Origin of the sequence: Bullifex sp. (genome assembly GCF_034103065.1) — a bacterium.
Taxonomy (GTDB): Bacteria; Spirochaetota; Spirochaetia; order Sphaerochaetales; family Sphaerochaetaceae; genus Bullifex.
Map to the genome: position 1 here is coordinate 1 of NZ_JAXEGN010000163.1, position 12,671 is coordinate 12,671.

Annotated in this window: 10 protein-coding genes; 5 read left to right on the top strand and 5 right to left on the bottom strand. The window is 33.3% G+C overall.

The features are described 5' to 3' along the window. The first annotated feature begins 360 nt into the window (after positions 1-360). The gene (locus tag SOY52_RS06470) at positions 361-1,704 is read left to right on the top strand and encodes an MATE family efflux transporter (protein ID WP_320848157.1); all 1,344 of its coding nucleotides are present in this window, start codon (positions 361-363) and stop codon (positions 1,702-1,704) included. On the opposite strand, the gene SOY52_RS06475 is transcribed toward SOY52_RS06470, so the two are convergent. Continuing rightward, on the bottom strand, positions 1,685-4,510 hold the full coding sequence (locus SOY52_RS06475; RefSeq protein ID WP_320848148.1) for an insulinase family protein: 2,826 nt from the start codon (positions 4,508-4,510) through the stop codon (positions 1,685-1,687). The two genes, SOY52_RS06470 and SOY52_RS06475, sit on opposite strands and share 20 nt — an antisense overlap. Positions 4,511-4,583: 73 nt before the next feature. On the opposite strand from SOY52_RS06475, the gene SOY52_RS06480 reads away from it, so the two are divergent. Continuing rightward, on the top strand, positions 4,584-5,282 hold the full coding sequence (locus SOY52_RS06480) for a glycerophosphodiester phosphodiesterase (protein WP_320848149.1): 699 nt from the start codon (positions 4,584-4,586) through the stop codon (positions 5,280-5,282). On the opposite strand, the gene SOY52_RS06485 is transcribed toward SOY52_RS06480, so the two are convergent. The 4 genes from SOY52_RS06485 to SOY52_RS06500 all read right to left on the bottom strand — a co-directional run bounded on the left by SOY52_RS06485 (position 5,266) and on the right by SOY52_RS06500 (position 10,919). After that, complete coding sequence (locus SOY52_RS06485) at positions 5,266-6,603, bottom strand: hypothetical protein (protein ID WP_320848150.1); 1,338 nt, start codon at positions 6,601-6,603, stop codon at positions 5,266-5,268. The genes SOY52_RS06480 and SOY52_RS06485 overlap by 17 nt on opposite strands. Continuing rightward, on the bottom strand, positions 6,600-7,532 hold the full coding sequence (locus SOY52_RS06490) for a hypothetical protein (protein ID WP_320848151.1): 933 nt from the start codon (positions 7,530-7,532) through the stop codon (positions 6,600-6,602). Before SOY52_RS06490 ends, SOY52_RS06485 begins: the two co-directional genes overlap by 4 nt. Further along, a complete protein-coding gene (pepT, locus tag SOY52_RS06495; RefSeq protein WP_320848152.1) occupies positions 7,529-8,755 on the bottom strand; it encodes a peptidase T in 1,227 nt (408 codons plus the stop codon). The genes SOY52_RS06490 and pepT overlap by 4 nt, the downstream gene beginning before the upstream one ends. A 124-nt stretch (positions 8,756-8,879) precedes the next feature. Then, positions 8,880-10,919, bottom strand: a complete 2,040-nt coding sequence (locus tag SOY52_RS06500; protein ID WP_320848153.1) for a hypothetical protein — start codon at positions 10,917-10,919, stop codon at positions 8,880-8,882. A gap of 98 nt (positions 10,920-11,017) precedes the next feature. On the opposite strand from SOY52_RS06500, the gene SOY52_RS06505 reads away from it, so the two are divergent. The 3 genes from SOY52_RS06505 to SOY52_RS06515 form a co-directional block, all read left to right on the top strand. Next, positions 11,018-11,500 carry a hypothetical protein gene (locus SOY52_RS06505; RefSeq protein WP_320848154.1) on the top strand — a complete coding sequence of 161 codons (483 nt, stop codon included), beginning with the start codon at positions 11,018-11,020 and terminating at the stop codon, positions 11,498-11,500. Between the two features lie 200 nt (positions 11,501-11,700). Continuing rightward, positions 11,701-12,207 (top strand): hypothetical protein, encoded by a 507-nt coding sequence (locus SOY52_RS06510; protein ID WP_320848155.1) that lies wholly within the window; start codon positions 11,701-11,703, stop codon positions 12,205-12,207. Positions 12,208-12,240: 33 nt separating this feature from the next. After that, positions 12,241-12,671, top strand: a 431-nt coding sequence (locus SOY52_RS06515; protein WP_320848156.1) for a hypothetical protein, incomplete at its 3' end; no start/stop codon positions are given.

The following is a 12,671-nucleotide window of genomic DNA, read 5'->3' on the forward strand; positions in this document are numbered from 1 at the left end:
TCTTTCTTACTTCAGTTTATCCTGTCATACTCGCACGAACCGGCTTTTTATTTCTTTTTCCGTTCGTCTTTCTTCGAATTGACAGAAGCCTCAGGCTTCTTTCTCTTCTCTCTCTTTCCTATCGCTTATCTATTTTAAAGATCTCGTTTTCCACTCGATTACTCGTCGTGGTCAACGGATAAGGAATATAACCTTTTCAAAAAAATAATGCAAGAGTTTTTTTAAGTTTTTTTTGAAATTTTCTTAAAAAATATTTAATTCTTTTTATTTAAAAGAAATAATTTTTACTTACAAAAAGTACCCACCTTGATTGACTTTTTATTGTCTTAGATATATATAGCATTACTCATGGAAAAAGACATGAGTGTGGGTTCTCCACTCAAATTATTATTAGGCTTTACATTTCCCCTATTCTTGGGAAATTTATTTCAGCAAGTATACTCGATGGTCGATACAATTGTTGTCGGCCGCTTCGTAGGCGTTGATGCCTTAGCAGCTCTTGGTGCTGTTGGCGGATTTTCATTTATGGTAGTTGGCTTTTCAATTGGACTTGGAAATGGTTTTGCTGTAACCGTGTCCCAGGCATTTGGAGCAAAAGATTTTAAAATGATGAAAAAGTGCTATGCAATGAGCATAATACTTTCTCTATTTATAGGCTTGGCTATTTCAATTATCTTTGCTCTATTATCAAAAGCTCTATTAATAGTTGTAAAGACTCCTGAAAACATTTTACAAATGGCGAATGACTATATATTAGTAATTTACATAGGACTACTTACCAACATATTCTATAATCTATTTAGTGGAATCTTAAGAGCTGTTGGAGACTCTAAGAGTCCGGTTTTGTTTCTAATTATATCTTCACTTCTAAATGTTTTTCTTGATTTACTACTAGTCCTTGTTATCCCAATGGGGGTCAAAGGTGTTGCACTTGCAACAGTAATTAGCCAAGGAATAAGTGCATTAATATGTTACTTTTATATAAATAAGAAGCTACCAATATTAAAGCTTGAAAAAGAACATTTCAGAGTTGATATGCATCTAATTGTTCGATTACTACGAATTGGTCTTCCTGGTGCACTACAATTTTCTGTATGTGCAATTGGCGTAATTATTGTTCAAGTTGCTATCAATAGTTTTGGCTCTGATATCATTGCGGCTTACTCTGTAGGTACAAAAATTGAAAACTTAATTACCCAATTCTATCCTGCATTAGGAATGGCTATTTCCACATTTGCAGCACAAAACTTGGGTGCAGGAGATTTAAAGCGAATCAAAAAAGGTTTTAGAATAGGATTAGCTATAGTAGTAGTTTGGTCTATTATCTCACTATTCTTGGCCCACTTTATTACAACTCCATTCTCATACATTTTCTTGGATGAGAGTACAACAGACCCACAAATTATTGAAAATGCTCAAATTTATATGAACACTATTGTAGTTTTCTTCATCCCACTTGGTATGATTTTCTTATATCGAACAGGTTCACAAGGCTTAGGCTCGGGAGCCATTCCAATGATTTCATCTATTACTGAGCTAGTATTAAGAACAATTGCAGCTTTTACGCTTCCTGTAATGTTAGGATACCAAGGATTATGTCTTGCATCCCCTGTTGCATGGATTGGAGCAGGATTTCTACTTCCAATATGCTACATGACAAGGATGAAGACATTAAGAAAGCATCTTATGCTTGAGGTAGATTAACTAAAACAAAGTCAGAGTCCTCTCTTTCAAATAGCTCTCTTGAACCAAGCGTAGCCTTTGAAGCAGAGGACATCTTTACTACTAAATCCTCTTTTACTCTTATTAGATCATCCTTTGATGAAGCTAAAATATTTTCTCTAAACATTGCTCTTAAATCAGGGGTAATACCGTACAAATAACGTCTAAATCCCACTATTGCTCTAGCAGATGGAGATAAAGGCTTTAATAGCTTTCCAATAATCGAAAGCTTTGCATTTTCAATATCTTCTTCCTTTATTTCATAGTCTTTAACAACTCTTAATATAGTTTCATAAGTTTTCATAATATTAGGATCATTATATGTTGCAACCACGATTGAACCTTCAAGTGGGTCAACTACCATTTCAACACCATAAGCACCTAAGACAGTTCTTACCTCTTGCCAAAGAGGACCTGATGAAAAAATATTTGAAACTATTTCTTGAGAGGCTTCTTCTAATGTTGAGTACTTTGCAGAAGGAATTGAGAGTGCGTTGTAGGAAACTGGAACTGGTAGTGGATAGAATATCGATTTCCTATTTTCTGTTATCTCTCTTTCTAACGGTGAAATTTTATCACTTTGAACCATTTTAGATAAAAATTCTTTAGCCTCTTTCACTGCAAAAGCTCTATCAGCTTCTTCAAGTGTTAAGTGAATAATAAAGCGACCTCTTTCAGATAGAGCTAAATAAGCTTTTTGTACTTCCCTACATGCTTTATCAATGGTTAAATTTGAAAAGGCTTGCCAAGCTTTAATTCCCATTACATCTTCCCCAAGAGAAAGAGATGGTGAAAGCGATGCAGATGCACTAGAAGCAGCAAAAGAGGTTCCTGCATAGGAAACATTCTCTGCAAAGTCTGTTTTAATATCGTTTAAAGCTCCTTTAACACTCTCAACTTGTGCAATATCGCAATGTTTTAATAGCCTTGATAATTCATTAAGTGCAGCATTAAGATTTTCTCTTAAAACCTTCATCCTTATTACAAATGAAGCTCTAGTACTACCATCTTGGCATTTTCCTGTTTCAATAAAATATGATAAAGAACCAGTAAGAAGTCTTAATTTTCTATTAATTAAGCTTTTATCCTCACCAATTAGACCTGCAATTGGTAACTCTCTACTCAATAGAGAAAAGTATAATAACTCTTCATTACTCTTATCAGAAATATCAACAACGATATCAAAATAGATAATTCCACCGGTAAGCTGTGGTTGAACTAGAATACCATCCACATCCTCCATATCGATAGAATTTCCTCTTACAGGGACATCCTTTAAAGTTAGGCATGGGATAGCTTGAATATCTTTTTCATCATCTGGCTTAGAAATAAAGTTTGTAAAGCATTTTCCGTCTTGATCATTTACACTATTTAACTTTTCTTTTGCCAAAGAAACTAAAGTTTCCTCTTCTTCTTTAACTTTATCATCATCAGCAATAACAGTAATAGTAAGTCGATGAGGATTATTAACAAGCTCTTTTTTTAAGAATTCATTAAAGATATTTTCATCCTTTATCCAGGCATCTCGAACACTCTTTATTGCTCCAGCTGAGTCAAGATCAGGGATAATATCCTCTCCTCTTGCCCAAGTGCGAGAGCATCTTAGTAAGAGCCTAAAGCCATTTGGCATTCCACCTGGAATTTCTCTAGCTGCAAATTCTTGTCTTCTAATTGCAGCTTCAATTAAATCTTTATCAAGACCTTCATTTGCTATTTTCTCAATACTACTAATAATGAATGCTTTAGCTTCCTCAACCTTTTCTTTTTTTACTCCAGTAAGACCAACAGAAAATGGTATTTCAAAAAAATCGCCACTCATACCACTTTGAGATGAAATATCATCTGCAAGGTTAGAGCTTAATAAAGCACTATACAAAGGACATGAAGGACTACCTAAAAGCGCATCAACTAGTACTGAAAGGAACATTCTATCAATACTCGAAGTATTTAAAAGTGTTGTTAGATAGCTAATTATTACAGTTATCTTATCATCACCTTCACTAGATGAGGAGTAATATGTGGCTTCCTTTGGCTCATCCCATCTAACAGTTCCTGGGTATAAAGGAAGTTTTTCTCTTTTTTCATAGCTTTTTAAATACTCTGATAATATGTTTAACTTTTCCTCTACATCAATCATATTACCATATAAAAATAAGCCCCCATTTGATGGATGATAGAACTTATCATAGGTTCTTAGGTATTCTTCATAGCTAAGTGTTGCGATACTCTTTGCTTCTCCACCAGATGAAAAAGAGTACATTGTATTTGGAAATAAATCTCTTAAAGAGTGTGATGAAACAACACTTTCATGAGAAAGTGTATCATTTCTCATTTCATTGAAAACAACTCCATCGAAGTAAGGACCTTCCTTTTTAACTCTGATGCCCTCTGCAAGGAATGTTTCTTTTCGTAAAAGAGGCCTAAAGACAGAATCGGTATATATTAAAAATATGTTATCGAAATCCTTTTTTAATGGTGATGCAGCAGGATACATAGTTCTATCAGGGAAAGTAAGGGCATTTAAATATGTATTACAGCTTGAACGAGAAATAATACTAAAAGGGTCTCGTACTCTATATTTTTCACTTCCACTTAATATTGTATGTTCTAGAATATGAAATACCCCATTACTACTATTTGGATAGGTTTTAAATTGATATGAGAAGAAAGATTCTTCATCTTTTGCATCTATATAATAAACTTCAAAGCCAGATGGATGACGAAATAACGTTAGTGTTGCATCCATCGATGGGATTCGTCTTTTTGATATTGTTTCAAAATCACTCATAAAGTTTAAAATAGCAAAGAGATTGATGAAAAACAATCATACATTTAATATTCTTAGAATATAAGAGGTATTAATGATTAATTTTACAAAGCCTATCATATTAGGTCATAGAGGACTTCCTTCAAAAGAAAGAGAAAATACTCTTTCTTCCTTTAAAAGAGCAATTAGCTCTAAAGCAGATGGAATAGAATTAGATGTCCATTTAACAAAGGATAAAAAGCTTGCTGTTATCCATGACCATAATACCAAGAGAACAACTGGTATTGATGCTGTGGTAGAAGAATTAACATTAAAAGAACTAAAGCAAATTGATAGTGAAATCCCAACTTTAAGAGAGGTTTTTGAAACCTTTGGTTCATCAATCATTTATGATATAGAGATAAAGGAAAAACCTTTTGTTTTTTCCAATCTTCCCAAATTAATCCTTGATGAAATTTACAGCTTCCATTTAGAAGAAAAAGTAATGGTTTCATCCTTTAACCCATTTCCAGTTAGAGATTTTAAAAGGCTTTGTAAAACAATTCCTACAGCCATTATTTATGATTGTGTTAAAAGTGTTCCAAAAATCCTACAGCATGGTCAAGGTAAATACATAGCTCATCCTGACTTTTTTAAGCCTGGAATTAATATCGCAAGAAAACAAATTACAAAGCTTAATAAGCCATGCTCTGTTTGGTGTATAGATAGTAAAGCAGATTATGACTATTTTATTCGAAATGGTGCAAAAATAATAATCACAAATAGGTGCGATGAAATTATAAATACCTTGTAATTTGGGAAGCAATAAGCTTTCCATAAGAAGTAAATAACTCTCTACTTACTTCATCTAAATCAGGCCCCCAGGCTACACTTTGAGATGTATAGTCATAGTATATCATCTCTCCACTTTCGATATCGGATAAAATTGTATAGCCTTGGGAAGATGTTACATAGTCACCACCTACAGTTTTATTAATTGTATTTCGACCAACTCTAGACCATATTAAATACTTTTTATCAGGAAATCTTTCCTGAGCGCCCTTAATAACATCTTCATATTCACTACCATTAATAACTGCACTTGTAATTTTTATTCCATCTTTTTCTAAATACTTTTTAAAAGCATCTGCAGAGTATGAACTAGATAGTAATTCACCATTTTCATCCCACTCACTAAATGCAATAACAATGCCTTCCCTTGAGGCTTTACTTTCAATTGCATAATTGAAGCTAATTGTTGTTTCTTCAACTTCCTTAATCAATTGTTCTGAAATTAAACTATCATTTTCAAGATCAAGAGAGAAGGTAACACTGCCAACGTCTGCCATTTTAGGATATTTTTTATAGAACTCCACCATCCCCTTTTCATCTGTCACTTCACGGTAAGTGTATTGATAGTATTCATCATTAAAGTCATGAACCATTATTGTTATTAATATTGGAGCATTAATTACTCTTGGAGATAATGCACCTCTATCACGAGAAACAACTAAGGTACATTTTCCTTCCTTTGGATTCTCATTTTTTAAAGTGAATTTAATACTTTTTGCAATATCGACAGCTTTAGATAATAGTTCATCCTTTGAATATGAGCCCGCTTTACCTTCATCTAAAACTGCAGCAGCAGATATCCAACAGTTTAAAGAAGCAATATCATTATTATCTTTATAGTTTTGAAGTGCCTTTTCAGACAATTCATCTATGATGCTTATTCTTTCAAGTTCGGCCTTATACTCTTCAGATCTTTTACTATTAAAAATCGATTCATCTGCTTCAGCGAGTAAGTATAAAACACCATCAAGTTCTTTTTTTTCAACTATCTCAAGGCCTAAATCCGAAATTGTTCCAAGCGTTGAAAGCTCTCTATAATATGTTCCAGTTACCTCATATCCCAATTTTGTTGATATTTGAGTAAGGAGCTCTCGATAGCTTGAATTAATTCTTTGATTTTGAGTTTCATCACTACTTTTAGTTACAAAATAGATATAACCTTTCTTTTCTGGGGTTTTAATTGCCCAAGTTGGAACACCTGTATATGCTGATTCAACTACAGTTGAAATAGTAGAGCAGGAAACTAATAATAAAGATAATAAAAGGATTATTATTTTTTTCATCTAAATGAAACTCCAACCTTTAGCTCATAGCTATTAAAACAGTAGTATTTATAATTATCATCATAAATTAAGAAGTTTTCAAATCCTACGTTAAGTCCAATGTGTTGATTTAGCATATATAAAAGATATATTTCCCATCCAGCACCGTAAAGGAGCGATGGATTTTGCCCTATATAAAGGAAACATTCACCATTGATAGAAGAATTTCTTAATAATGATATTGATGATGGAAATATTTTTGATAGTGGTAAAGTAGAACCAATTCCAACCGCTTCAAATGAAGATAAACGACCAAGAGAGTCTTTTGATAATTTAAATTTTACTATTGGATTAAATGGATAGAAAATTGAAGTGTTTTTTACTTTTACTTCTCCACTTAGTAATAGTTTTGGAGTAAAAACAAATCCTCCATTAATAGAAAAAAACCAAGGCGATGTCTTTTCTAGCTTTAAAAGTGGAACTAAATCTCTTGAATATAAACTACTTAATTGAGTTATATCTGAAGTGGAATCAGAGACCAATAATGACATTATTTTGCCATCATTATCTTTTGCATAATAAAGCTCACCTCTTTTAAGCTTTGATAAGCTTGAAATAGTATTTTTGTAGATATAGTCAATTTTTATATCACTTTTACTATCAAAGTAATCATTATAAAGCAGGATGGAGTCAATTGCCCTCTCAATGTAATCCTGCTTTATTGGAACTCTATATTCTTTTTCAAATACAGAAAGTGTTAAAATTGAATCAGAAAATGAGAGAAAATAGATACTTCCATCAAAATTAAAATTATCTAATCTTTTTACTAGCTTTTTCTCAAATTCTACAAGTTCATCGCTTCTTTCATCAAACGAGTACATAACAACTGGCTTACTAAATAGTTGAAGCGAAAGTACACATAGTAAGATGAAAAAAGCTATTTTTTTCATTTATTAGCCCACCAACTAACAATAGCAAGTACAAGGTTTACTGCACTATTCATGCTATCAACAGGAATCCACTCTTCAAGTGAATGAAAGTTAATACCACCCGCAAAGATATTTGGACAAGAAACTCCAGTTTCAGCTAAACGTGCACCATCGGTGCCACCTCTAATTATTGTTTCATATAAATCTAGACCAATACTCTTTCCTGCTTCCATTATGCTAGTAATAGCTTCTGGAACTTTTCTATTTGCTTCCGCCATATTGCGGTAGCTAATAGTAGTCTTAATATCAATTTTAGCGTGGTATAAAGATGCAATATTATTTGCAATTAATTTACTTTGTTCAATTCTTCTTTCAAAGCTTTCTCTATCAAAGTCACGAATAAAAAGCTGTGCATGAGCCTCTACATTTGTTCCACCAATTTCTAGGACACTGTAGTAGCCATAGCGACCATCTGTTGCTTCAGGACTCTCTGCCATTGGTAATGTTGTAATGATTTGTGATAACACAGTAATAGCATTAACAAGCTTACCTCTTGCAGATCCAAGGTGCATTGATACTCCTGATACCTTTAACTCAATAGTAGCTGCGTTAAAGCATTCAGCTTCTACTTCACCTTCTCGACCACCATCGAAAGTGTAACAACATTTACTCTTTAAGCGAGAATATGGGAACATCGACATACCACTTCCAGTCTCTTCATCTGGTGTGAAATATATTTCAATGTCTCCATGCTTTATTTCAGGATGTTGTGTTAGATACTTTACAGCCTCCATTATCTCACTTACCCCTGCTTTATCATCTGCACCAAGGAGAGTTGTACCATCACTTGTAATAATTTCTCTTGAAATAAAATTCTTTAAATCAGGATTTTCATCTTCTCTTATTACAGTACCACCCTCTAAGACGATGTCTCCACCTTCATAAACAAATCTTCTAGCCTTTACATGGTTTCCATCAACATCATCTGCTGTATCAACATGTGCCATAAAACCAATTGTTGGGACATTTTCTTTATTTGCCTTTAAAAGGCCCATTACTACAGCTTCCGGGCCTAAATATGTTTCAAGGCCTAATTCCTCTAATTCTGCTTTTAATACTTCTAAAAGTTTTAATTGACCATCGGTGGTCGGTCTTTTGACGCCTGCAAGAGCAGCATTACTCATTGTATCAAATTTTGTATAACGCAGAAAACGTTCTGCAACACTATTTCTAAAATCTTCCATAAAACTATTATGACACACCAAGGCTTTATTTTGAATATTCTTTTTGAATTTTCACACAAGAGTCTCCCAGGGGTTTCCTGGGAGACAGAGAAGAAGGGAGTTATGAAAAAATAAAAGAAAGTAATTAATTTGTCTCTGTAGTTTTAATTTTCATCATCAATATCGAACTTGCATTATTACCTGTAATAAACATGTATGCTCCACTATTAGCAATGACTGCTCTTTGAGGTGAGAATGAAAGCTCTGTTTTTGCAACATACTCTATGTCATCAGCCAATAGTTTATAAGTTGAAATACTTGTATTACCACTATTTAGTGCATAGAGATATTTTCCATTCTTGCTAGTAAACATATAGCAAGTATTAAGACCTGAACCTTCAGCTGTTCTATTAATTGTTGCAAGAACACTTACACCATTTGTGCTGTCGCCTTTGCAAACTACAAACTTATCACCAACAGCTGCAACAAATCGAATTGCAGAGGTAGATGGATTATTCATAATAGCAATAGCTGATGCTCCAACTAGCTGAGGGTCTTGGAAGTATTTAGTCTTAAATGTACCATTTGTAACAATACTTGCTGCAGCCTTTCCTGTTGTTGGATCAATAGAAGCAATTCTTTCTCCATCGTAATCACTAGCAACTAAGCTATACTTAACCCCACTATTATAACCAAGGAACTTTCCTGAAGCGACAAAGTTGTTTGACTTATTAGGTTCAGTAACGCTATTTGTAAGATGACGCATTGACATATAGGTTGCGTTATCACCATATCCAATAACACTAAAGTAATTTGTATTATAGCTTGAAGGAGGAATGATATCATATATTTCTTCAAACTTTGGAGTTGCTGAATTGTAGTACATATTACCAAGACAGTTTATAGGGTTAATTATTTGTGCTGCATTTTTATCATATGTCCAGCGTATTGCACTATTATCTGTATCTGAAATCATAGTAACGATATTTCCTGTATTAAGCACTTTAACCTTCTTAATTGCCTTTGATAGCTGCACACTATTATCAAGAACAAGAGTATTTCTAATTATTGAACAAATAGATGCTGTTTTTGTTGTATCAGATACAACTAATACTTTTCCATCTGGAAGGAAGTCGACATTTGTTCTTCCACCTATCTTAATTGCTCCATTAGAAATTTCACCTGCTAATATTGGCTGTCCTGGCGCGCCAAGAACTGCAGCCTCAAAGTTAATTTGAGTAGAGCCTGTTGAACCTAGCATCTTAGTTTTTGCAATGATATCAAGTCTATGCTTACCTGGAGCAGGTTTAATTGTTGCAGAGCTAGTACTAGAAATTAGTGAACCATCTAAATACCACTCAACATTTACATCATCAATGTTAATTGACTGAGTATCGAGAGATAAAGTCATTTCTCTTTGAGCTGTTACAACTTCACCGTTACTTATTCCACTTATTATGCAATCAACAGGGGTACCAACTTTATTTTCAAGTGTTAAGTGCCCAGCAACTGAGGGAGCCTCATCAAGATTTAAACTAATTGTACCAGTTGTTGTTTTAGAACCAATAACTCTTACAGCATCAACTGCACCAGCTACTAGAACTGTACCATCGTATAAAGCTGCATTAACAGTATATGAGCCTGCAGGCTGCTGACTGAGTGTTAATACCGCTGATCCTGATGCAGGAGTTGGTTCAGATGTTTTATTAACACTATTATCTGTACCCTTAACAGTTACAACTAACCTAGGGCTCTTAATTAAGCTACTATCCCAAGTATATGTTAGTGAAATATCACCTGTTCCTATTAACTCATTTAGTACTACAGTTGCATTTGTATTTGTTGGATTTAAGTCAAATGTAGTTGTACCTCTAACTAAACTTAAACCTTCAGCATTTCTACCTTCTGCAGTAATATTCCACTGTCCAACAGGAAGACCTTCAAGAACAAAGGTATTTCTACTAGTATTGTAATCATGTTGCTGGTTATCAGGACCAGTACAAGTAATCTGATAATTTGTAATTGTAAGATTTACATCATTAGGCGCATATGTTCTAGATACTTCTTTTTCTAGTGTAATTCTCATATCAGCAGTATGACTTTGTGCTTCACATGCGATTAATGAAATAAGAGCGAAAAGGATCAAGACTACATTAATCATGTTCATCAGTTTTTTTCCTTTCATATATATCCTCCGTTTTGCTTTATTTGTGCTCTTATCTTTACTTCAACATTTCCCCAGATGCAAATTTTCTGATATGATTTTTTTGGAGGCTTTTAATTGTGAAGAAATTAGTCTTGTTTTTAATGCCTGTAATGTTATTTATCATAGTGTTTATTCCAATAAAGAATAATTTAATTTATTGGTCTCTTTACTTAGTTTTATTTGCACTTTTTTTTGCATTTTATTATCTCGATTCAATTGTAAAAGATAAGGATATTAAATCTTACTTAAATACTACAGAGTATTGGAGTGTAAAAGCTGGCTACATAAAGATTAACGGTAATAATTCCGATATCGTAAATGGACGTTTAGTAATAGTTAAAAATAGTGTTTATTTCTTTAAAAGAAGTGGTGGAAAAGAAAAGATTATACTACTTAAAACCTTTCCTGTAAGTGATATTGCAACCTACACTATTAAGAAGGTTGATGACTTCCATGAAGGCATAGTTTTTAGCTTAAATAATGGTGAAGAAGTACTGTTTTCTTCAAAAGCTGTAAAAAACGACGAAGATGGGTTAAATCGCGCTTTAGGATGGCTCTAAACCGGTTTTTCTAACAATTAATAAAAAAATTTTCAAAATTAAACACATTTTCTCTTTACAAGCATTTTTAACGGGGATAAAACATCGATTTTCCCCGTTTTACGCTTTTAAATAGCGTTTTTTCATTTTTTTATATTTTTCTTTAAAAATTAAACACACTCACCCAACATAACACTGATAAATTTAAATACCATTAAAGCATGAAGAAAAATGCTTTATTAATAACACTATTACTATCACCAGCGATGTTAGGTGCAGCAACACTCAATTTAGGAATTGATATGTTCTCCCTTGATAGCTTAATTAACAATAATATAGCCATCAGAGGTGAAGCTGGTTTGCTCCTTGATGACATCAAAATAAGCTCAACTATTGGATATTACCAAAGTTTTGAAAGAGATTGTCAGGTATGTGCGCTTAGTAGTTCACTCGATTTTGACTACTTTCCATTTTCTAATCTAGGTCTTTATTTGGGAGCTAGCTTAATTAATAATACATATTTATTTGGTATCGATGCACCTAGTGATAACTCAATTTTCTTAACTTCAATTAGATGTGGTTATAATTTTGCAATATTAAAACATTGTTCAATAGATTTAAGAGCTGCTCTTTTTGACAGTTCAATATCAGAAAAAGGAATAACTATAAAACAGCTTTCCCGCTATCGATTTTCTCTAATTTTTTCTTGGCAATCTGAATTTAAATAAAAACTACCAATAAATAGGTAAAAGGAGTTTTATATGAAGAAACATGTTGAAAAAGTTGTTGCATTACTACTTTTAATTGTAATGTCTTTTACTTCCTTAGTAGGATGTACACTTGAAGCAGCAGCTTCAGGAACAGTTTCAAAAAGTGAAATTCAAAGCCGAGTAGCAAGGTTAATTGATGAAGAGCTTGAAAATGTAATCCCACTATTGGAAGAGCATTCTGATATCGAATTTACAGATGAAAATGGTCGTAGTATTGATATTAGATCACTTCGTGGCGCTGATATCGTTGCAAGAGCTATAGAACAAGGGGGAGAGGACTATATTAACTTCTCATATAAGGTTATGACAGCTACTACAGCAGATGAAATTGTAAATAGCGCAAAAGGCTTAGTTAGCGATGAGGATTACAAGATGCTTGTCGAGAAAGCACACGAAGAAGAGGCAAATGCTGCTAGAATTTA

Bases quoted from the DNA above. Each gene is read 5' to 3' on its own strand.
- SOY52_RS06470 (WP_320848157.1), top strand. From the start codon at position 361: ATGAGTGTGGGTTCTCCACTCAAATTATTATTAGGCTTTACATTTCCC.
- SOY52_RS06475 (WP_320848148.1), bottom strand. From the start codon at position 4,510: ATGAGTGATTTTGAAACAATATCAAAAAGACGAATCCCATCGATGGAT.
- SOY52_RS06480 (WP_320848149.1), top strand. From the start codon at position 4,584: ATGATTAATTTTACAAAGCCTATCATATTAGGTCATAGAGGACTTCCT.
- SOY52_RS06485 (WP_320848150.1), bottom strand. From the start codon at position 6,603: ATGAAAAAAATAATAATCCTTTTATTATCTTTATTATTAGTTTCCTGC.
- SOY52_RS06490 (WP_320848151.1), bottom strand. From the start codon at position 7,532: ATGAAAAAAATAGCTTTTTTCATCTTACTATGTGTACTTTCGCTTCAA.
- pepT (WP_320848152.1), bottom strand. From the start codon at position 8,755: ATGGAAGATTTTAGAAATAGTGTTGCAGAACGTTTTCTGCGTTATACA.
- SOY52_RS06500 (WP_320848153.1), bottom strand. From the start codon at position 10,919: ATGAAAGGAAAAAAACTGATGAACATGATTAATGTAGTCTTGATCCTT.
- SOY52_RS06510 (WP_320848155.1), top strand. From the start codon at position 11,701: ATGAAGAAAAATGCTTTATTAATAACACTATTACTATCACCAGCGATG.